Source organism: Bacillus pretiosus, assembly GCF_052947655.1.
In genome coordinates this window covers 4,117,948-4,137,998 of record NZ_CM129593.1, presented here as the reverse complement: position 1 = coordinate 4,137,998, position 20,051 = coordinate 4,117,948, and the positions used below count along the sequence as shown (strand labels likewise).

The following is a 20,051-nucleotide window of genomic DNA, read 5'->3' as shown; positions in this document are numbered from 1 at the left end:
AAAGTGTGTGAGAGAAGAGAAAGTACGTTTACGTAAACAAATAATAGAGCACATGAATTCTTTATCAGAAGAACGGTATACAACTTTATCAGAGCAAATTGCATTTTCGTTGTATGCGCAAAAAGAGTGGGCTGAAGCTAAAACAATTGGAATCACTCTCTCAATGGAAAATGAAGTGAATACATATGCTATTATCGAAAAAGCTTGGGAAGAAGGAAAGAAAGTTGTTGTTCCAAAGTGTAACAAAGGAACACGAACAATGTCTTTCCGGCAAATTAGTAATTTTGATCAATTAGAAATAGTGTATATGAATTTACGTGAACCAATTCCAGCGCGTACGGAAGAAGTGAATGCAGATGACATTGATCTTCAAATCGTGCCAGGCGTAGCTTATACAGAGCGAGGAGAACGGATTGGATATGGCGGTGGGTATTATGATCGTTATCTCGTGCATTATAAAGGGAAAACGCTATCATTAGCTTATAGTTTTCAAATAGTAGAACATATTCCAGTAGAGCCGTTTGATAAAAACGTAGAAAAAATTATTACAGAAAAAGGAACAGTGGTTAAAAATGGGCTTGTATAGACAAATAAAAATTGACGAGACTTTTTCTTCTTGATTATAATAAAATATGTGAACGTTTTCTTATTATAATTTTTTATAGTAAGTGAGCATAGAGGGTGATAAAATGGTATCTATTTATGATATTCAGCAATTGCTAAAGAAATTTGGTACGATTATTTATACGGGTGATCGAATTGCAGATTTACAATTAATGCAAGATGAATTGCGTGAATTAAATCAATCACAGTTAATCGATCCACAAGACTATCAAACAGCTTTATTTTTATTGAAGCAAGAAATTCAAAAAGAGCTAAATAAGAATTAGATAAAGGTAGGTAAGCAACATGGAAGAGAAATGGTTAGTTGGGGTTGACCTTGGTGGTACAACAATTAAATTAGCATTTATTAATGTGTACGGTGAAATTTTACATAAGTGGGAAATCCCTACGAATACAAATGAGCAAGGAAAACATATTACGCTTGATGTAGCGAAAGCTATTGATAAAAAGTTAGAAGAGTTAGGTGAATTGAAAAGCAAGTTAATCGGTATTGGTATGGGAGCTCCTGGTCCTGTACACGTGGCGTCTGGAATGATTTATGAAGCGGTCAATTTAGGATGGAAAAACTATCCGTTAAAAGATTTATTAGAAGTAGAAACAGGATTACCTGTTGTTATTGATAATGATGCAAACTTAGCAGCACTTGGTGAAATGTGGAAAGGTGCTGGTGAAGGAGCAAAAGATTTAATCTGTATGACACTTGGCACTGGTGTTGGTGGTGGTGTAATCGCCAATGGTGAGATTGTACACGGCGTAAGCGGGGCTGCTGGTGAGATTGGACATATTACAGTAGTTACAGAGAATGCTTTCCCATGTAATTGCGGGAAGTCTGGTTGCTTAGAAACTGTAGCATCTGCAACGGGTATTGTGCGTGTTGCTATGCAAAAAATACAAGAGACTAATAAAGAGAGTGTTCTACGTTCTATGTTAGCAGAAGAAGGGCGTATTACATCAAAAGATGTGTTTGAAGCACTTGGACAAGGTGACGAGCTAGCAGGCGAAGTAGTAGAAAAAGTAGCTTCTTATTTAGGGTTAGCTGTAGCGAACCTTGCTAGTACGTTGAACCCAGAGAAAATTGTTATTGGCGGGGGCGTGTCTAAAGCTGGAGATGCACTATTAGAGCCAATTCAACGTTATTTCGAGCAATATGCTTTCTCACGTGCTGTAAAGAGCACAAAGTTAGCGATTGCAATACTTGGTAATGATGCAGGTGTTATCGGAGGAGCTTGGCTTGTAAAAAAGCACAAATACGAAGCGAAGATGGTATAAGTTGTGAAATATGAAAAGAGGAAGGGGAAACCCTTCCTCTTTTTGTGTGAAATCTTGATGAAGAATAACATGTAAATGAATTAAGCTGCTGGTGGGTACCCGTTATATAGAACAGTCATGATCGTAAACCATCCGAAAACGAGTACAGTTGCAATTGCAAAGCCGCCCGCGAATAAGTTTTTTTCGCGAAGAGTTCTAAGCGTAGCGAATACAGCTAACAGAGTGACTAGCGCAAAAATAATAACAAGGCCCATACAATATCCTCCTCTGTCTACCCATTCCTCAATATGAGTTTTTAGAATATTAACTCTTTTATATTGTACATGTTTTAAAAATGATTGTCGAGATAGCATCCTTTCTTTTCCTAAGAGAAAAAAATGTTGTATCATTGAAAGTAAGTTTAATAATTGGAGGAGATTTTCATATGAAATGGATACAAATGCCGTTAGGCCCATTACAAACGAATGCTTATATTTTAACGAATGATCAAAATGAGTGTATTATCTTTGATCCTGGTCACGAAGGAGAGAAGCTCGTTACATATTTACAAGAAGAACAATTAAAGCCACTTGCTGTTTTATTAACACATGCTCACTTTGATCATATTGGTGCTGTTGACGCGGTAAGAGACGCTTTTCATATTCCTGTGTACGTACATAAAGAAGAAGCAGATTGGTTAGGCGATGCAACTGTAAATGGCTCTCAAATTTTTATGATGAATCGCAGTATTACAGCAAAACCAGCAGATCATATTATTGATGCAGAAGGTGCATTAGCAATTGGTTCATTTAATTTTGAGATTTTTGAGACGCCAGGACATTCTCCAGGCAGTATTTCTTATTATTGTAAAGAGGCGAATGCTGTATTTTCTGGTGATGTATTGTTCCAAATGAGCATCGGAAGAACAGATTTACCCGGTGGAAGTTTTGCTGAATTGATTGGAAGTATTGAAGAAAAATTATTTGTATTACCAGATGAAACAGCGGTGCTATGTGGACATGGTCCAGAAACAAGCATTGGTTTTGAAAAAGAAAATAATCCATTTTTACAGTAAGGAGCTAGTATGGAGATGGAGCTCATTTTAAAAGAATGGATGGAGAAAGAGAAGGATTATTCAATTTCATATAGTACGTATATGAACCTCGTATTGTACACAGAGGGACATGGCTATTATATGAAGGAACGTGAAAAAATTGGAAGACAAGGGGATTTTTTTACAAGTAGCAACGTATCCTCTGTTTTTGCAAAAACATTTGTTAAATTTTTTATTCGTCTTGTTGAAAATGGTGAAGTTGCTCCGAATATTTGTGAGATTGGTGGGGGAACAGGAAGGTTTGCCTATGATGTTTTACAAGAGTGGAAGCAAGTATCTCCAGAAACCTTTATTGATTTAAACTATTCAATGATTGAAATGAGCCCTTTTCATAGAAACTTACAGCAGAAAAATCTTTGTTCGTTTTCTAATGTGTCGTATTATACGTCGCATAGTGAAATGGGAGAATCGTTCGAAGGGATTCTTTTTTCGAATGAGTTATTTGATGCATTTCCTGTTGAAGTAATTGAGAAGAGAAATGGAATATTGTATGAAGTACGTGTTACGTACACAGAGGAAGGGAAACTCGCAGAAGTATGTAGACCGCTACAGAAAAGTATTGGTCGATACTTATTGAAATATAATATTCATCTTGCTGAAGGTCAGCGTTTTGAAGTGCCACTTGCGATGGAAGAATATATAGAAGAAATTGCGAAATGGTTTCAACGAGGTGTATGTATTACCGTTGATTATGGATACACAAAAGAAGAATGGATGCATCCTGCACATCAAGAAGGAAGTTTACGAGGATATTACGAGCATAAGTTAATCCGTAATCCTTTAGCGCATCCAGGTGAAATGGATCTTACTACTCATATTCATTGGGACGAGCTGAAAGAGATGTTTAGCCTGCAAGGCATGAATATAGTATGGCATAAGAAGCAATCTGAGTTTTTGTTAGCAGCAGGAATATTAGATCAGCTTACGGGTCACCAAGATCGAAATCCTTTTTCTGAAACTCAAAAACAAAATCGTGCAGTTCGTTCTATGATTTTGAGCGGAGGATTAGGGAGTGCATTTGATGTTGTGATACATACGAAACATATGCAACAGTTACACTTGGATCAGTATTTAAAAATATAAAAAAACAAGACACAGCATATTTCTGTGTCTTGTTTTTTAATACGACTTTTTAATTATGTAGCATCATATATTTTCTCTCATGATATATATTTATATTAAAGATATGAGATGAAAAATATAAAATACGCCCTTTTTCTCTGTTTATGAGCTCTTAACCTAATAATACGCGAACGAGTTGAATGATTGTCTCGTTTTCTACTTTGTAATAAATTTCTAATCCTTTTCTTTCACTGGAAACGATTTTAGCACTTTTTAATTTTGCTAAATGCTGTGAAATTGTAGATTGTGGCATATTTAAGCCAGTGTACATTGTAGAAACGTTGCTTGGACCACGTTCAATTAATCCTTTTACAATACATAAGCGAACAGGATGAGCAAGTACTTTCAATAATTCTGCATTGCTTTCATATAGTTCTATTTCTTTTTGAAAGGTTTCTAACATGTTCTTTTCCACCTCCGTGTGAGCTGTTATACCATACTATACATACCAAAAAATTAAAGAAAAGAAAACAGTTGTTGCAGAAAAAAAGTCCTAAAGTAAAGAAATTGTAAGAAAAGAGACCCTGATGTAAATAAAGTAGATAAATTTGCATGGTTTTGTAAAATGACATTTTTGGGTGAAAATTTTAATGCGTTTTAAAAATTGAAAGATATAGATATATTTGTAACACAATTTTATCATGATTTTCTTATTCTTTCAAATGAATATACAAAATTTTTAAAATAATAAGAAAAAGGAATTATAATGTTATATATAGAATATAAAACAGGTTAAAAGAAAAGAAGCTGAATGTAGTCAGCTTCTTTATGGTGATAACAAAATATTTGAGTATAGCTGATAAATTTTAGAATTACCAAGACATTAGTTATATATTCTAGATTTCATCTTTTATCAGCTTTAAAAATCTGCAGTTCCATATATTTTCATAAAAATCAATTGTCTCTTTTGCGGACATAAATGGATTATTTAACGTAGAGGTTGCTTTCTGTACCATGAAGTTTTCGTATTCTAGTCCATGGGAAAATTTAATCGTAGCATCCATACAGTACTCTGTTTGGGCACCACAAAATTCAATACGGTGTACAGATAATTGTTCTAAAATCTCTTTCAAGTTTGTTTTATAAAATGAATTGGCATGTGTTTTTCTTACAAAAAAATCTTGTTCCTGAACATCTAGATCAGCATGAATAGCCCAAAGTTCTTTTTCGGGTACTAAATCATCATCACAATGTTGAATAAAAATGATTGGTTTATTTGATTTTCTGTATGAAGAAATTCTTTTATTTACTTTTGTAAGTAAATTTTGTAAATCGAATAAATGCTCTTCGCTATAACATACTCCATTTTGTAAATCGATAACGATTAAAACATCTGCACAAGTATCCATTATTTTTGCCCCTTTTTTACTTCTTAATATATCAATTAATTCATTATTTAGAAATAGATGGTGCTCTTTCGTTTTTTTATGAACTATACGAAAAGTAAAAAATATACTTAATGGCATAAAACAGAAGATATGAAAAATTAATTTCATATCTTCTGTTCGTTCTATGCATTGACAGGTTCTTCTACATAAGAAAGGGCATTTTCAAAATCGGATATTAAATCGTCAACATTTTCAAGGCCGACAGATAACCGAAGTAATGAATTAGAAATCCCTCTTTCATCACGAGCTTCTTGCGACAGTGCTGCATGTGACATTTTAGCTGGGTAGGAAAGAATCGATTCGACAGCTCCTAAACTCACTGCAAAGACAGGTAATTTTACTTTTGATAAAAATTGGCGGAGTGCGTCTTCTGATTGTAAAGTGAAAGATAGGACAGCTCCGGCTGATGTAGCTTGAGATTGTTGAATATCAAATCCAAGATGTGTTTGTAAGCCAGGATAATAGACATTTTTAACTTTAGTGTGCTCTTGTAAATAATGTGCAATTTTATTGGCGTTTGCAGCTGAATGCTCAAGACGTACATGCAATGTTTTTAGACCGCGAAGTACTAGAGAACAATCTTGAGGACCTAAAATAGCGCCGAATGCATTTTGTAAAAATCCAAGTTTTTGAGCGAGTTCGGCATCTTTTACAACCGCTAATCCGGCAGTAACATCACTATGACCGGCAATGAATTTTGTGGCACTATGAAGAACGACATCGGCACCAAGATCAAGTGGTTTCTGGAATAGTGGTGTCAAAAATGTATTATCAACAAAAGTAAGGGCGTCAATAGATTTTGCAAGTTTAGAAACAGCACAAATATCTGTCACTTTTAAAAGTGGATTAGAGGGTGTTTCCACATAAAAGAGTTTTGTGTTTGGCTTAATGTTTTGCTTTATTTCTTCTACATTTGTCATATCAACAAATGTATGTGACACACCGTAACGGGAGAGCACTTCAGTTATAATTCGGTAAGTTCCTCCATATACGTCTTCTGAAATGAGTACGTGATCGCCTTGTGAAAGAAGGAGGAATGCAGTAGAAATCGCTGCAATTCCTGATGCGAAGGCAAATCCCTTTGTTCCTCCTTCTAATAAAGCAATGATATCTTCAAGAGCTTCACGAGTTGGATTACCAGAGCGACTATAGTCATATTTTCCGAACGTATCTACATCAAACTGGTGGAATGTTGATGTATTATAGATGGGAACGTTAACAGCTCCTGTTTGTGAGTCATGTTTATATTGGTTGTGCAGTAAGAGTGTATCTATAGAATAACTCATATTCTTACACCTTCTTTTACAAGTTTAATGGCTTGCTTTAAGTCTTGAATTAAATCGTTACTATTTTCAATGCCAACGGAAAATCGCAGAAGACGATTACATACACCGTTTGCTGTTCTGATTTCTTCAGGAATATCAGCGTGTGTTTGCGTTGCTGGATACGTCATTAAACTTTCAACACCACCAAGACTTTCAGCAAATGTAATTAAGGATAAAGATTGTAAGAATGGATTAATCCATGTTTCATCTTTCAGACGAAATGAGATCATGCCACCTCTTCCAGGATAAAATACATCTGTCACCCCGTCTTCATCATTTAAATAAGCAACAACTGCTTTTGCATTTTCTTCATGTTGTCTCATGCGAAGCGCTAACGTTTTCATACCACGAATTAATAGCCATGAGTCAAATGGACTTAAGACCGCACCAGAGGCATTATGATAATGAGCGATTTCCTCACAAAGTTCCTTTCCTTTTGCAACGACAAGTCCGCTTAGGACATCGTTATGTCCCCCTAAATATTTCGTTGCGCTATGAAGTACAATGTTGGCACCTTCTGTTAATGGCTGCTGTATATAAGGCGTATAGAATGTGTTGTCTACAATAAGAAGTAGTCCGTGTCTTTTCGCTACAGTTGCGACAGCGGCAATATCAGTAACTTGCATTAACGGATTAGTTGGAGTTTCTATGAAAATAGCTTTCGTTTCAGTTGTGATAGCTTGCTCAATTTGTTTAATAGATTGTGTATTTACGTATCTACATCGAACATTCCACTTTTTTTCGTGCTCAGAAAATAATCGATAAGTGCCCCCGTATAAATCTTCGGATACAATAAGTTCGTCTCCAGAACGGAATAGGGAGAGGACGAGGAGAACAGCTGCCATCCCTGAACTACAGGCATAACCTTGTTCACCATATTCTAAGTCTGCGATTGCCTGCTCTAAAAGACCACGAGTTGGATTGCCAGTTCGTGAATAGTCAAAGCCAGTAGAGTTACCAATTCCTTCATGACGATAAGCAGTTGAAAAATAAACAGGTGGGTTAACAGTTCCTGTTGTAGTTTCGCTCCGGTTTCCGATTTGTGCTAGTTTTGTTTCAATAGTTGACATGTGAAAATTCCTCCTTTTTAAATTAACAATTAAGTGAATGTAAAGTGAAACTTTAATAAGTGAGGGGGGCATCCCCCACTGATTATCAGCCCTCACCAATCGGGCTTTTACGGGCAGTTGATTCCCACCTAACTTCTTTGTTCCAGCTGAATTTTGAGTTGGGAATCTTACTGCCCTCAAATAGCGGGGTAAAATAAAAAAAGCCTTCTAAAGAAGAAGGCTTTCGGTTTGAATAGAGTCTTCTTCTCATCTGTCAAATCTTTCACAATTTGCTGGAATTAGCACCTTATTAACAAATGTTAATGGTTGCTGAGGCGTCATAGGGCCAGTCCCTCTACCTCTCTAGATAAGAATGTTCGTATGAAATTTTTATTATGTTTTTAACTTTACAACAAAAGATAATTGAATTGCAACTTTATTTTAAATAATTTTTATTTTTCCGCAAGTGTCATTGACTTTTGCATTTGTGCATGCTAAATTTATTAAAAAATTAACAAACATTGTTAAAAGGGGAACGTATTTCCTTTTAGCTACATAAATAAAATAATAAAGACAAACTCTTATTGAGAGCGGTGGAGGGAAAGGCCCTGTGAAACCCAGCAACCTTCAAACGAAATGTTTGAAACGGTGCTAATACCTGCAAAACGAATGTTTTGCATAATAAGAGGAGGAACAATTATGTCCCCCTCTTCAAAGTGAAGAGGGGGTTTTTATATTGATAGAAATGAGGGAGATTTGTGAAATTACTAGATTTATTATCAAAAGGAATTGTAATAGGTGATGGTGCGGTTGGGACGTTATTACATTCACATGGTTTGCAAAGTAGTTTTGAAGAATTGAATATATCTGATCCAGATTTAATTATATCGATTCATAAGCAATATGTAGCTGCTGGGGCTGATGTGATTCAAACAAATACGTACGGAGCAAATGAAGCGAAATTACGTATTTATGGTTTAGAAAATCAAGTTACTGAAATTAATAGAGCCGCAGTAAAACTGGCGAAAGCATCTGTTACAGACAGAAATGCAATTTTAGGAACAATTGGTGGTATGAAACATATCGGAGCTGTTACGACAACTGATATGGAAAGAGAATTTATGTTACTGGAACAGGCAAGTGCATTACTAGAAGAACAGGTTGATGGACTGCTATTAGAAACTTTCTATGATGAGTTTGAATTACTTCATGCTGTTCAGGTGTTACGAAAACAAACGAATATTCCAATTGTAGCTCAATTAGCATTGCATGAGGCAGGTACAACTCAAAATGGAAATGATGTAAATGAAATATTAAAACAGCTTTTAGATTACGGTGCAAATGTCGTTGGATTGAACTGTCAACTAGGGCCACTTCACATGACGGAAGCTTTTAAAATGATATCGATTCCGCAAAATGGCTACTTGTCAGCATATCCGAATGCAGGTCTCCCAAATTATGTGGAGGGACGTTACGTATATGAGGGAAGTCCAGCTTATTTCGAAGCGATGACACCGAAATTTATTGAGCAAGGTATTCGGTTATTAGGTGGTTGTTGTGGCACGACTCCAGAACATATTGAAAGTATGAAACGTGCAATTGCAAATGTTACACCTGTAATAGAAAAGGATACGATTCAAAGACCGAAAGTAGTTCATACACACGAGAAACGTTCAAAAGCTCATGTCACATTAGCAGAGAAAGCAAAAAAACAAACGACAGTAGTAGTGGAATTAGATCCACCGAAAACGTTAGATACGCAGCGATTTTTTGAAGGCGCAAGAGCATTGAAAAGAGCTGGGGCAGATGCTATTACTCTAGCAGATAATTCATTAGCATCGCCTCGCATCTCGAATATGGCAATGGGGGCATTATTAACGAAGCACGATATTCCGGTATTGACGCACTTAACGTGTAGAGACCATAACGTCATCGGACTACAATCTCATTTACTAGGCCTATCAGCGTTAGGTATGGAAGAGGTGTTAGCTTTAACTGGGGATCCAGCACGCGTTGGTGATTTTCCAGGTGCCACTTCTGTATATGATTTGTCCTCTATTGAGCTCATTAAAATGATTAAAGAAATGAACGACGGGCGCTCGATTTTAGGGAAATCAATTGGTCCAGCAACAAGGTTTTCAGTGGGAGGTGCGTTTAATCCGCATGTAAGACATTTAAAAGCAGCGGTTAAGCGAATGGAACGGAAAATAGATGCTGGAGCGGAATATTTCTTAACTCAGCCAATTTATGATATCGCGTTAATTGAAGAAGTGTATGAAGCGACAAAGCATTTGGAACAACCTATTTTTATTGGGATTATGCCATTAATAAGTAAAAGGAATGCAGATTTCCTTCATTTTGAGGTACCGGGTATTACTCTACCTGAAGAAATAAGGGAGAGAATGGATGGACATGAAACGAAAGAGGCAGCAATTGAAGAAGGGATTCGCATTTCACAAGAATTGATCGATGCGGCGATGAAATATTTTAACGGCATTTATCTTATTACACCATTTCTAAAATATGAAATTACAGAACATCTTGTTAAATATGTGAGAGAAAAGCAAGAAGTGAAAGAAGGTATTAATTGATGAAATGTATAGAAGAAAAATTACAAAATAACATCTTAATATTAGATGGTGCAATGGGAACAATGATCCAGCAAGAGGACTTAACTGCGGAAGATTTCGGAGGAGAAGAGTACGAAGGTTGTAATGAATATTTAGTAGAAACAAGGCCTGATGTCATTTTAAAGATTCATAAAGCTTATATTGAAGCTGGAGCAGATATTATTGAAACAAATACATTTGGGGCGACAAACATTGTATTAAGTGATTATGAGTTGTCTCATTTAGATGAGGAATTAAATGAGAAGGCAGCACGTTTAGCGAAGCAAGCGGTCAAAGCAAGCGGGAAGGAAGTATATGTTGCGGGAGCAATGGGACCAACAACGAAAGCGATTAGTGTTACAGGTGGTGTGACGTTTGAAGAATTAATTGAAGCCTATACACGGCAGGCTAGAGGCTTATTGAATGGCGACGTAGATGTATTACTCGTTGAGACGAGTCAAGATATGCGTAACGTGAAGGCTGCTTATATTGGAATTCAAGCAGCTTTTGATGAGCTAAATAAAATTGTACCTATTATGATTTCAGGAACGATTGAACCGATGGGAACGACTCTGGCCGGGCAAACAATTGAGGCTTTTTACTTATCAGTAGAACATATGAAGCCATTATCTGTTGGATTAAACTGTGCGACCGGTCCGGAGTTTATGAGAGACCATATTCGTTCACTATCTGAGTTGTCGGAGTGTTACATTTCTTGTTATCCAAATGCAGGTCTTCCTGATGAAGATGGACATTATCATGAATCTCCATCTTCTCTCGCTGAAAAAGTGAAGCGATTTGCTGAAGAAGGATGGGTTAATATTATCGGTGGTTGTTGTGGCACAACACCAGAACATATAAAAGCAATAAAATCCGCGTTAGCTTCTCTTAATCCACGTGAACACCACGAAAGAGCTGGACACGGGGTTAGTGGATTAGAGGCACTTCAATATGATGACTCTATGAGACCATTATTTGTTGGTGAAAGAACAAACGTTATTGGGTCACGTAAATTTAAACGATTAGTAGCAGAAGGGAAATTTGAAGAGGCTGCTGAAGTCGCAAGAGCGCAAGTGAAGAAAAATGCTCATATTATTGATATTTGTATGGCAGATCCTGATCGCGATGAAATAGAAGATATGGAAAACTTCTTGGCAGAAGTTACGAAAGTGTTAAAAGTACCAATTATGATTGATTCAACAGATGAAAATGTGATGGAGCGAGCTCTTACTTATATTCAAGGAAAAGCTGTTATTAATTCAATTAATTTAGAAGATGGAGAAGAACGATTTAAAAAAGTGACGCCGCTTCTTCGGAAATATGGTGCTGCTATTGTTGTAGGAACAATTGATGAAGATGGTATGGCGGTTAGTGCAGAACGAAAACTCGAAATCGCGAAAAGAAGTTATGAGTTATTGACGACGAAATATGGTATACGCCCGTCAGATATTATTTTTGATGCACTTGTATTTCCTGTAGGTACAGGTGATGAAGAATATATTGGTTCAGCGGCAGCGACGATAGAAGGAATTCGCCTTATTAAAGAAGCCTTGCCAGAGTGTTTAACGATTTTAGGTGTAAGTAACATATCTTTTGGTTTACCACCAGCTGGCCGAGAAGTATTAAATTCCGTCTTTTTATACCATGCAACGAAAGCAGGATTAGATTACGCAATTGTGAATACGGAAAAATTAGAACGGTATGCGTCAATTCCAGAGGAAGAAAAACGTCTTGCTGATGCACTACTTTTTGAAACGACGCAAGAGACGTTAGAAGAATTTACAAATTTTTATCGCGCGGCAAAAAAGAAAGATGTCGTTACCCAAGAAACATTAACTCTTGATGAAAGGCTGGCAAATTACATTGTAGAAGGTACGAAACAAGGACTACAAGAAGATTTAAGCCTTGCACTTACAGAAGGAAGAAAACCTTTGGATATTATTAATGGCCCACTTATGACAGGAATGGATGAGGTGGGACGATTATTTAATAATAATGAGCTTATCGTTGCCGAAGTATTGCAAAGTGCTGAAAGTATGAAAGCTGCCGTAAGCTATTTAGAGCCACATATGGAATCTAGCGAGAGTGCGAAAAAGGGGAAAGTATTATTAGCAACTGTTAAAGGTGACGTACATGATATTGGGAAAAACCTCGTTGAAATTATTTTATCGAATAACGGATATGAGATTATTAATTTAGGAATCAATGTTCGTTCGGATCGAATTGTTCAAGAAGTACAAGAAAAGAAGCCTGACATTATTGGTCTTTCTGGTTTATTAGTAAAATCAGCGCAACAAATGGTAACGACTGCTGAAGATTTAAAAGCTGCAAATATTGATGTTCCAATCGTTGTAGGCGGGGCAGCGTTAACGAGAAAATTTACAGAAAATCGTATTTCACCATCATATAAAGGGCTCGTATGTTATGCGAGTGATGCGATGACTGGTCTTGATATTATTAATAAGCTTCAAAAAGAAGAAGAGCGTGAGAAGATGAAACAAGATAAAAAAGAGCGTCATCTTCATATCGTAAAAAAAGAGGAGAAGAAAGTAGAAATTCCAGCAGTAATTGAGCCATTAGCGAAGGCAGAGGTTATGATACCTGATTCAACAAAACGAATTGTATTACGTGATATTCCAGTTGCACATCTCGCTCCATTTTTAAATAGACAAATGCTACTTGGACATCACCTTGGATTAAAAGGAAATGTGAAGAAGCTTTTGCGAGAGGGAGATAAGAGAGCACACGAATTAAATGATTTAATAGATGAATTATTGCAGGAAGGACAATTTTGGTTAAAACCGAAAGCGGTGTATCAATTTTTCCCAGCGCAAAGTGACGGACAAAACATTGTAATATATGATCCAGAAGATCATACGCGTGTTATAGAGCGTTTCACATTCCCAAGACAAGGAAAAGCACCATATCGTACTTTAGGTGATTATTTACGACCAGTTGGAGATGAGATGGACTATGTTGCTTTCCTATCTGTTACGGTTGGGGAAGGCGTTCGGGACATTGCTGAAGAGTGGAAGGCGAAGGGTGATTATTTACGCAGCCATGCGATCCAATCGTTAGCGCTTGAACTAGCAGAAGGTCTTGCTGAAAAAACACATATGCTCATTCGTGATCGCTGGGGTATTCCAGATTCACTAGAACTGACGATGGAAGAACGTTTCCGTACGAAATATAGAGGGATACGAGTGTCTTTCGGTTATCCAGCATGTCCAGAACTTGCGGATCAAGAAAAGTTATTTCGCCTTATTCATCCAGAAGAAATAGGTATTTCATTAACAGAAGGATTTATGATGGAGCCAGAAGCATCTGTGACGGCTATGGTATTTTCTCACCCTGAGGCAAGATATTTTAGTGTATTATAGTGTAGAAGGGGGAGACGTATGAAGAAAATAGTCTTTACAGGTGGCGGTTCGGCAGGGCATGTAACACCTAATTTAGCCATCATTCCACATTTACAAGAACAGAATTGGGATATCTCGTATATTGGTTCTCATCAAGGGATTGAGAAAACGATTATAGAAAAGGAAGGCATTCCGTACTATAGTATTTCAAGTGGAAAGCTACGTCGTTATTTTGATTTAAAAAATATAAAAGATCCTTTTCTTGTAATGAAGGGTGTTATGGATGCGTATGTAAGGATTCGAAAACTAAAACCGGATGTGATTTTTTCAAAAGGTGGTTTCGTATCTGTACCAGTCGTAATTGGAGGCTGGCTAAATAGAGTCCCTGTTTTATTACATGAATCTGATATGACGCCAGGACTAGCAAACAAAATTGCGCTCCGTTTCGCTTCGAAAATATTTGTTACATTTGAAGAAGCTGCGAAACATTTACCGAAAGAAAAAGTAATCTATACAGGATCTCCTGTACGTGAAGAAGTGCTAAAGGGAAATCGTGAAAAAGGTTTAGTGTTTTTAGGTTTTTCACGTAAAAAGCCAGTTATTACAATTATGGGAGGAAGTTTGGGCGCAAAGAAAATTAATGAAACGGTTCGAGAAGCGTTACCAGAACTTCTGAAAAAATATCAAATTGTTCATCTTTGCGGAAAAGGTAATCTTGATGAAAGCTTACAAAATAAAGAAGGATATAAACAATTTGAATATATACATGGGGAACTGCCAGACATATTAGCGATAACAGATTTTGTTATTTCACGTGCGGGCTCTAATGCCATTTTTGAGTTTTTAACATTGCAAAAGCCGATGGTTTTAATTCCGCTATCGAAATTTGCAAGTCGTGGAGATCAAATACTAAATGCAGAGTCTTTTGAAAGACAAGGATATGCTTCCGTATTGTATGAGGAAGATGTGACTGTGAAATCACTTATAAAGCATGTCGAAGAATTAAATCAAAATAATGAGATGTATAAAACAGCACTAAAAAAATATAATGGAAAAGAAGCAATTCAAACAATCATTCAACATATTTCAGAGGCATGATGAAACAATCATGTCTTTTTTAGTAGGATGAAAGATTCCAAGGATTGATATTTTTATGTTACAATAACAAATGGATTAGTAGGGAAATTCCAATTAATGAAGCGTGAAAATACGAATGGATTAGGAGTGACTGTGTTGGAGCTAAGTCTCTATGAAAATACTGCACTTATTATATGCTTTGTGTTGTACGTTGGTAGTGTTATTGTTTATATTTCAAGGAAATTTTCGCAAGAAAGAGAGCTTGAAAAATCAGAAATAACAGCTGAACTAGAAATGTTAGCTGATGAAAGTTATAAAAAGAAGAAAATAAAAGAAGAGCATGAAGAATCCCATCATTTAAACGCAAATAAGTTTTAAAGATGGGGATTTTTTTTGAAGTCGTTCTTTATTATGTTTATAGCAAGTAACGCTAAAAGGAGTTTCCCGTACATAATGAAGGAGTGTATATAAATGAATTTTTATGTCGCCTCAGGATTCCAAAATAAACATCTTGTACGTTCTATAGCAAATGAACTGAAACATGCAGGATGGCACCATACATATGATTGGACAAGAAACGAAAGAGCAGTGAATCAAGATCAATTAAGAGAAATTGGGCAGGCAGAAAAGAATGCTATTAAAGAAGCGGATGTCTTTTTACTTATATTAGATGGCGGAAACGGGAGCCATACAGAGTTTGGAATGGCGATTGCGCTAGAGAAAAAGATATATGTATATCATGAAAGAAACCCGCTTCAAACAACGTTCTATCATTTGCCAGAAATAAATATTTTTGAAGGAGATGCAACTGAATTTGCATCTTATGTTATGAATCATGTGAAATAATAGTAACGACCTAAAAGGTTATAAAAGTGATCTTTTGGGAACAGTGATGATAAGAAACGTATATAAAGGAGTATATAATATGAAATTAGAAAATGGATGGGAAACGAGCTTTTTAGAAGTTGTACAAAATAGTGAATTTAAGAAAGAGGCCGTTCTTAGTCAATTGCTTTGTGAGGATAGTGAAGAAGTAGAAGAGCTTGTGGATGATTACGGATATGAAGAGATTATTGAACGCGAACATGATGATGAATTAGCAGAAGTTTTAGGTGAAGAACTTTTCGATGAGATGGAACGACACGTATTCTTATCTTCACAGCCAGAAGAAAAACTTATTTCATTCGTAAACGGATTAGGTTTTCATGTGTTAGATTGGATCGTTCTTCTTGAAACAGAATTTGGCATTGATAGTGTACACTTTACGTCGGACGCCGTGAAAATGTTAGAAAAGCGCTTTAGACAATTTCCATACATAGAGGATAAGACGATATTTGATATGACATTTGGAGAAGCAATGGATGTATTAGAATCCATTACAGGATTACAACTGAAGGAAAAGATGAACGTATAATGTAAAAAAAAGAACGTGATATTCTCACGTTCTTTTTTTTACATTATAATAATTTTGTCATCTAGTTTTGTTTGTCCGCTAAGAAGTGCGTTTAAATATTCCACTTTTCTTATACAGGCCTGTATATGTCTTTCAACCTCTTGTAACTCTGCTTGGTGATGTGTTTCAATCGGATGAATTTGTACGTTGAATTTTTCAAATTGACTACTATATGTTATTTCTGCATAGCCGCTCATAATATCCATTTCGTTATGAAATAAAAATTGTTTCGTTTTGTCACAGAATGATACATTCTGAAAGCCATATACTTTTAATGCGTCAATTACTTTTTTAATCATTTTTGTATTCATTTTTTTAACCCTCTTTGCGAAGTTCTACTTATATATTATAACATAAAAAATTACATAGAAAGCGCTTCCAAGTGTATTTTATTATAAACTTTACGTTTCAATCACAAAAATGAAACAAAGAAAAAATAATTGTAAAGAAGGGAGGACTCTTTTATTGTTTCGTCATATATATAGAGAAATAGTGCAAGGAAAGGAAAATTTCCGAATTTGAGTTCGTATTTCAAATTTAAGCGCAATAAAAGAGGTGAGAGACTTGAACTTTGATATTGTAGGACAAAAAGCATATATAAAAGATGGACCGCATCGGAACCGAATTGGAATTGTAAAGAACAGCGAGACAAAATTAGAATCGCAGTTTGCTATTGTAATTGGAGAACAAATCATTGATGTAGAGCTAAAGGATATCGTGTTAGTTGGAGTAGACGTAGGACAATTTCATAAATGGTGCGAACAAAATGGTTATTTGTGAAAAGGACGGGCTGTGAGATAATGAAGTATATTTGAGAAAAGAGAATATGTTATTGTATTCTCTTTTTCTATGTGTAAGGAGATAGAAATGAAGTATAAAGAACGAGATTTTACATAGTGTTTGAAACAATATGTTATGCCTTATGTATAAAAGACAAAGAGGAAGATGAAAAGAACTAAAAAAGGACGCTAACAGTTTTTGTTAGCGTCCTTTTTATTATGAAGCAATTTCACCAGTTTTTGTATCATCTTGATTGTACGTATCTTGATCTAATTCACCAAGCCATTTACTAGAAATAAGACCTGCTGTCATAGAACCACTTACGTTAAGAGCTGTACGACCCATATCGATTAATGGTTCAACTGAGATAACAAGAGCGACAATACCGATTGGTAAGTTCATTGTAGATAGTACGATTAACGCTGCGAATGTTGCACCACCACCAACACCGGCAACACCGAATGAGCTAATCGCAACGACAGCGATTAAAGTTAAAATAAATTGTGGTTGTAATGGATCGATTCCTACAGTTGGAGCGACCATCATTGCAAGCATTGCTGGATAAATACCTGCGCAACCGTTTTGTCCGATAGATACTCCAAATGATGCTGCGAAGTTTGCAATCCCTTCGGAAATACCAAGCTTTTCTTTTTGCGCTTCAATATTTAATGGCATTGCACCAGCACTAGAGCGAGATGTGAATGCAAATGTTAATACAGGGAACACCTTTTTTAAATATTGAATTGGATTTAAACCAGATAGAGCAATTAATAATAAGTGGATAACGAACATTACGATAAGTGCCACGTAAGACGCTAACACGAAGTTACCAAGTTTTAAAATAGCATTAATGTCGCTACCAGCAACTGTTTTTGCCATAAGAGCTAATACGCCGTATGGAGTAAGACGTAAAATTAATGTTACCATACGCATTACGATTGCATATACAGCATCAAGCATTTTCTTAAATAGTTCTGCTTGTTCTGGATATTTTCGTTTTACACCTATAAAGGCGATACCGATAAAGGCTGCAAATATTACAACAGAAATTGTTGATGTTGGACGAGCTCCTGTTAAATCAAGAAACGGATTTGTAGGTAACAGCTCTAATAATTTATCTGGAATTGTTGTTTTTTCAATAGAAGTAAATCTTTCTTCAACTAGTTTCAGACGAGCAGATTCTGCATCACCTTGTTGCAGGCCTGTTGCAGATACATCAAATCCTGCACTTGCGGCGATACCGACAGCTGCAGCGATTCCTGTAGTAAGAATTAAAATTCCGATAATAAGACCACTAATTTTACCAAGGTTTTTCGTTAACTGTAATTTTGTAAAGGCTGAAATAATAGATACTAAAATAAGTGGCATAACGATCATTTGAAGTAATTTCACATAACCGTTACCGATCAAGCTAAACCAAGTATTTGATTCAATAATTACTTTAGAAGTTGGCTCATAAATAAATTGTAATATAAGACCGAATATAATTCCGACTCCTAAAGCAGTAAATACACGTTTATTAAAAGATACATGCTTACGTTGCATATAATATAATACGCCAACTAAGATGAGCATGACTGCAACGTTAATTCCGACAAGCAGTGTATTCATGTTGATTCCCCCTAATTCCAATCTGTTATATAGAATATAAGGTAATAAAACCTATAAGTCAACTAGGGAATTGCGGAATTAAAAAAAAGATGGCAAAATGCCATCTTTAATGTCCAGCTCCAGGGACAAGTAAAAACGTCGTGTAGTATGTAAATCCTATGAAGAAAACAGTTAAATATGCCCCGAATACGTATATATACATACGCTCTGTTAAATTTAAATAGCTTAAAAGTACGAAGAAACCTGTTTGTCCTAAAAATAGTAGTGCGGCCTGTTGCATATCCCCTACGTAAAACATAACCGAGAAAATTCCAGTCCAAAAGCCGAGAACGCGAAACATGCGCTCCATGCCATCTCCCTCCTTTTCTAAAAAAAGTAAACCTCTCCTCATTATAGTTTATTTTTCTTACTATTGTAAATATTCATTCATATAAAAAGAAGCCAATTATAATTGGCTTCTTTTTATATGAGAAATTAAATTGTTAGTTTATAATTACAAGATTTACATCCATCTAGTAGACTATCGTTTCGAGTTAATTCCGTGTTAGGGAATAGGATTTCAAAAATCCCTTTCATCATATCTCCGTGCATATTACAAATTTCAGTTGGGTGATGAACAGCAACTTCTTTAAATGGACAATTGTGCACATCATAGAAAATTTTCGTTCCATCTGCACTTAATTCAAATGCAGGTGATAAACCAGCTGTTGAGAAAGCTTCTTTTGCAATTTGGACTTTTTGCTCTACTGTTAAAGCATCTTCGTTCACATGTAAATGCTGCATATGTTGTTGCATTAACTCGGCCCCGAATTGTTTTCCCGTTTCGTATAGCGCTTTTTCACCAGCGGCGCCAAGGCTAAGTAAAGAATTAAATGCTATTCTTGCTAACAATTGATAATCGCGGAATGGAAATTGTAATTGAATCACATCTTCAGATAATACATATAATCTACTTGGTCTTCCGCCTTTTCCAGTTTTCTTCGTTTCCGATTTCAGCATATGAACATCTTCTAATTTAGATAAATGTAAACGTGCTACGTTTGGATGAATGTCAAACTCATCTGCAATTTCTTGTACAGTTACGTAACTATGTTTTTGAGAAATATATTTATAAATGTAATAACGAGTTGGGTCAGATAATACGCCTGTAATTTTTAAAGCTTGTTCCATGAGGATCTCCACCTTTATCACTTTATCCAAGATAATAACATTATAATACAGATAAACTTCCATATAGGTAATTTCAGACAATAATTCGGAAATTGTTCATAATTTCACAAACATATTTTTCC

The 20,051-nt window shown here is 35.8% G+C and carries 21 protein-coding genes and 2 riboswitches; of the genes, 12 read left to right on the top strand and 9 right to left on the bottom strand.

The genetic code is table 11. From position 1 onward, the window contains the following. The first annotated feature begins 7 nt into the window (after positions 1–7). From ACU8YW_RS21300 to glcK, 3 genes are all read left to right on the top strand, one after another. Entirely contained in the window at positions 8–586 is a 579-nt protein-coding gene (locus ACU8YW_RS21300; protein WP_088064416.1) for a 5-formyltetrahydrofolate cyclo-ligase, read from the top strand. Between the two features lie 103 nt (positions 587–689). Next, complete coding sequence (locus ACU8YW_RS21295) at positions 690–890, top strand: YqgQ family protein (RefSeq protein ID WP_000253699.1); 201 nt, start codon at positions 690–692, stop codon at positions 888–890. Positions 891–909: 19 nt separating this feature from the next. Continuing rightward, positions 910–1,893, top strand: coding sequence for a glucokinase (gene glcK, locus ACU8YW_RS21290; protein WP_000391711.1), 984 nt, complete (start codon positions 910–912; stop codon positions 1,891–1,893). Between the two features lie 80 nt (positions 1,894–1,973). Here glcK and ACU8YW_RS21285 read toward each other — a convergent pair whose 3' ends face one another. After that, a complete protein-coding gene (locus ACU8YW_RS21285) occupies positions 1,974–2,147 on the bottom strand; it encodes a DUF2759 domain-containing protein (protein WP_000524847.1) in 174 nt (57 codons plus the stop codon). A gap of 170 nt (positions 2,148–2,317) precedes the next feature. Between ACU8YW_RS21285 and ACU8YW_RS21280 the strand changes: the two genes are divergently transcribed. Both ACU8YW_RS21280 and ACU8YW_RS21275 read left to right on the top strand, forming a co-directional pair. Next, positions 2,318–2,947, top strand: coding sequence for an MBL fold metallo-hydrolase (locus tag ACU8YW_RS21280; protein WP_000871244.1), 630 nt, complete (start codon positions 2,318–2,320; stop codon positions 2,945–2,947). A 9-nt stretch (positions 2,948–2,956) separates the two neighbouring features. After that, positions 2,957–4,069 carry a class I SAM-dependent methyltransferase gene (locus ACU8YW_RS21275; protein ID WP_088064414.1) on the top strand — a complete coding sequence of 371 codons (1,113 nt, stop codon included), beginning with the start codon at positions 2,957–2,959 and terminating at the stop codon, positions 4,067–4,069. Positions 4,070–4,220: 151 nt separating this feature from the next. Here ACU8YW_RS21275 and ACU8YW_RS21270 read toward each other — a convergent pair whose 3' ends face one another. The 4 genes from ACU8YW_RS21270 to metI form a co-directional block, all read right to left on the bottom strand. Beyond that, positions 4,221–4,511 carry an ArsR/SmtB family transcription factor gene (locus tag ACU8YW_RS21270; RefSeq protein WP_000894375.1) on the bottom strand — a complete coding sequence of 97 codons (291 nt, stop codon included), beginning with the start codon at positions 4,509–4,511 and terminating at the stop codon, positions 4,221–4,223. 433 nt (positions 4,512–4,944) lie between these two features. Continuing rightward, positions 4,945–5,457 carry a cysteine hydrolase family protein gene (locus ACU8YW_RS21265; RefSeq protein WP_088064413.1) on the bottom strand — a complete coding sequence of 171 codons (513 nt, stop codon included), beginning with the start codon at positions 5,455–5,457 and terminating at the stop codon, positions 4,945–4,947. 161 nt (positions 5,458–5,618) lie between these two features. Continuing rightward, positions 5,619–6,782: a cystathionine beta-lyase gene (gene metC / locus ACU8YW_RS21260; protein ID WP_088064412.1), complete on the bottom strand. Its 1,164-nt coding sequence runs from the start codon at positions 6,780–6,782 to the stop codon at positions 5,619–5,621. Continuing rightward, positions 6,779–7,891, bottom strand: coding sequence for a cystathionine gamma-synthase/O-acetylhomoserine thiolyase (gene metI / locus ACU8YW_RS21255; RefSeq protein ID WP_088064411.1), 1,113 nt, complete (start codon positions 7,889–7,891; stop codon positions 6,779–6,781). The genes metC and metI overlap by 4 nt, the downstream gene beginning before the upstream one ends. A 243-nt stretch (positions 7,892–8,134) precedes the next feature. Beyond that, positions 8,135–8,244, bottom strand: a riboswitch (SAM riboswitch). A 204-nt stretch (positions 8,245–8,448) separates the two neighbouring features. After that, positions 8,449–8,558, top strand: a riboswitch (SAM riboswitch). A gap of 70 nt (positions 8,559–8,628) precedes the next feature. On the opposite strand from metI, the gene ACU8YW_RS21250 reads away from it, so the two are divergent. The 6 genes from ACU8YW_RS21250 to ACU8YW_RS21225 all read left to right on the top strand — a co-directional run bounded on the left by ACU8YW_RS21250 (position 8,629) and on the right by ACU8YW_RS21225 (position 16,329). Then, positions 8,629–10,461: a bifunctional homocysteine S-methyltransferase/methylenetetrahydrofolate reductase gene (locus ACU8YW_RS21250; RefSeq protein WP_088064410.1), complete on the top strand. Its 1,833-nt coding sequence runs from the start codon at positions 8,629–8,631 to the stop codon at positions 10,459–10,461. Continuing rightward, positions 10,461–13,859, top strand: coding sequence for a methionine synthase (gene metH / locus ACU8YW_RS21245; RefSeq protein ID WP_426933889.1), 3,399 nt, complete (start codon positions 10,461–10,463; stop codon positions 13,857–13,859). The genes ACU8YW_RS21250 and metH overlap by 1 nt, the downstream gene beginning before the upstream one ends. 18 nt (positions 13,860–13,877) lie before the next feature. Then, the gene (gene murG / locus ACU8YW_RS21240) at positions 13,878–14,936 is read left to right on the top strand and encodes an undecaprenyldiphospho-muramoylpentapeptide beta-N-acetylglucosaminyltransferase (protein WP_088064408.1); all 1,059 of its coding nucleotides are present in this window, start codon (positions 13,878–13,880) and stop codon (positions 14,934–14,936) included. Positions 14,937–15,032: 96 nt separating this feature from the next. Next, complete coding sequence (locus tag ACU8YW_RS21235) at positions 15,033–15,293, top strand: DUF3966 domain-containing protein (protein WP_000817963.1); 261 nt, start codon at positions 15,033–15,035, stop codon at positions 15,291–15,293. A gap of 93 nt (positions 15,294–15,386) precedes the next feature. After that, positions 15,387–15,761, top strand: a complete 375-nt coding sequence (locus ACU8YW_RS21230) for a nucleoside 2-deoxyribosyltransferase (protein WP_001012499.1) — start codon at positions 15,387–15,389, stop codon at positions 15,759–15,761. A 79-nt stretch (positions 15,762–15,840) separates the two neighbouring features. Continuing rightward, the gene (locus ACU8YW_RS21225; protein ID WP_000764275.1) at positions 15,841–16,329 is read left to right on the top strand and encodes a hypothetical protein; all 489 of its coding nucleotides are present in this window, start codon (positions 15,841–15,843) and stop codon (positions 16,327–16,329) included. 38 nt (positions 16,330–16,367) lie between these two features. On the opposite strand, the gene ACU8YW_RS21220 is transcribed toward ACU8YW_RS21225, so the two are convergent. Then, on the bottom strand, positions 16,368–16,679 hold the full coding sequence (locus ACU8YW_RS21220) for a hypothetical protein (protein ID WP_001093232.1): 312 nt from the start codon (positions 16,677–16,679) through the stop codon (positions 16,368–16,370). 253 nt (positions 16,680–16,932) lie between these two features. On the opposite strand from ACU8YW_RS21220, the gene ACU8YW_RS21215 reads away from it, so the two are divergent. After that, positions 16,933–17,148: a DUF3912 family protein gene (locus ACU8YW_RS21215; protein WP_001008334.1), complete on the top strand. Its 216-nt coding sequence runs from the start codon at positions 16,933–16,935 to the stop codon at positions 17,146–17,148. A gap of 216 nt (positions 17,149–17,364) precedes the next feature. Here the strand turns inward: ACU8YW_RS21215 and ACU8YW_RS21210 are convergent, their stop codons facing one another. From ACU8YW_RS21210 to ACU8YW_RS21200, 3 genes are all read right to left on the bottom strand, one after another. Beyond that, positions 17,365–18,759, bottom strand: coding sequence for an L-cystine transporter (locus ACU8YW_RS21210; RefSeq protein WP_048562307.1), 1,395 nt, complete (start codon positions 18,757–18,759; stop codon positions 17,365–17,367). A gap of 106 nt (positions 18,760–18,865) precedes the next feature. Then, complete coding sequence (locus ACU8YW_RS21205; RefSeq protein WP_000440719.1) at positions 18,866–19,108, bottom strand: DUF2626 domain-containing protein; 243 nt, start codon at positions 19,106–19,108, stop codon at positions 18,866–18,868. 125 nt (positions 19,109–19,233) lie between these two features. Continuing rightward, the gene (locus ACU8YW_RS21200; RefSeq protein ID WP_262719691.1) at positions 19,234–19,929 is read right to left on the bottom strand and encodes a helix-turn-helix transcriptional regulator; all 696 of its coding nucleotides are present in this window, start codon (positions 19,927–19,929) and stop codon (positions 19,234–19,236) included. Positions 19,930–20,051: the final 122 nt, after the last annotated feature.

Coding starts and splice junctions, on each gene's coding strand:
- ACU8YW_RS21295 (WP_000253699.1), top strand. CDS start 690: ATGGTATCTATTTATGATATTCAGCAATTGCTAAAGAAATTTGGTACG.
- glcK (WP_000391711.1), top strand. CDS start 910: ATGGAAGAGAAATGGTTAGTTGGGGTTGACCTTGGTGGTACAACAATT.
- ACU8YW_RS21285 (WP_000524847.1), bottom strand. CDS start 2,147: ATGGGCCTTGTTATTATTTTTGCGCTAGTCACTCTGTTAGCTGTATTC.
- ACU8YW_RS21280 (WP_000871244.1), top strand. CDS start 2,318: ATGAAATGGATACAAATGCCGTTAGGCCCATTACAAACGAATGCTTAT.
- ACU8YW_RS21275 (WP_088064414.1), top strand. CDS start 2,957: ATGGAGATGGAGCTCATTTTAAAAGAATGGATGGAGAAAGAGAAGGAT.
- ACU8YW_RS21270 (WP_000894375.1), bottom strand. CDS start 4,511: ATGTTAGAAACCTTTCAAAAAGAAATAGAACTATATGAAAGCAATGCA.
- ACU8YW_RS21265 (WP_088064413.1), bottom strand. CDS start 5,457: ATGGATACTTGTGCAGATGTTTTAATCGTTATCGATTTACAAAATGGA.
- metC (WP_088064412.1), bottom strand. CDS start 6,782: ATGAGTTATTCTATAGATACACTCTTACTGCACAACCAATATAAACAT.
- metI (WP_088064411.1), bottom strand. CDS start 7,891: ATGTCAACTATTGAAACAAAACTAGCACAAATCGGAAACCGGAGCGAA.
- metH (WP_426933889.1), top strand. CDS start 10,461: ATGAAATGTATAGAAGAAAAATTACAAAATAACATCTTAATATTAGAT.
- murG (WP_088064408.1), top strand. CDS start 13,878: ATGAAGAAAATAGTCTTTACAGGTGGCGGTTCGGCAGGGCATGTAACA.
- ACU8YW_RS21235 (WP_000817963.1), top strand. CDS start 15,033: ATGAAGCGTGAAAATACGAATGGATTAGGAGTGACTGTGTTGGAGCTA.
- ACU8YW_RS21230 (WP_001012499.1), top strand. CDS start 15,387: ATGAATTTTTATGTCGCCTCAGGATTCCAAAATAAACATCTTGTACGT.
- ACU8YW_RS21225 (WP_000764275.1), top strand. CDS start 15,841: ATGAAATTAGAAAATGGATGGGAAACGAGCTTTTTAGAAGTTGTACAA.
- ACU8YW_RS21220 (WP_001093232.1), bottom strand. CDS start 16,679: ATGAATACAAAAATGATTAAAAAAGTAATTGACGCATTAAAAGTATAT.
- ACU8YW_RS21210 (WP_048562307.1), bottom strand. CDS start 18,759: ATGAATACACTGCTTGTCGGAATTAACGTTGCAGTCATGCTCATCTTA.
- ACU8YW_RS21205 (WP_000440719.1), bottom strand. CDS start 19,108: ATGGAGCGCATGTTTCGCGTTCTCGGCTTTTGGACTGGAATTTTCTCG.
- ACU8YW_RS21200 (WP_262719691.1), bottom strand. CDS start 19,929: ATGGAACAAGCTTTAAAAATTACAGGCGTATTATCTGACCCAACTCGT.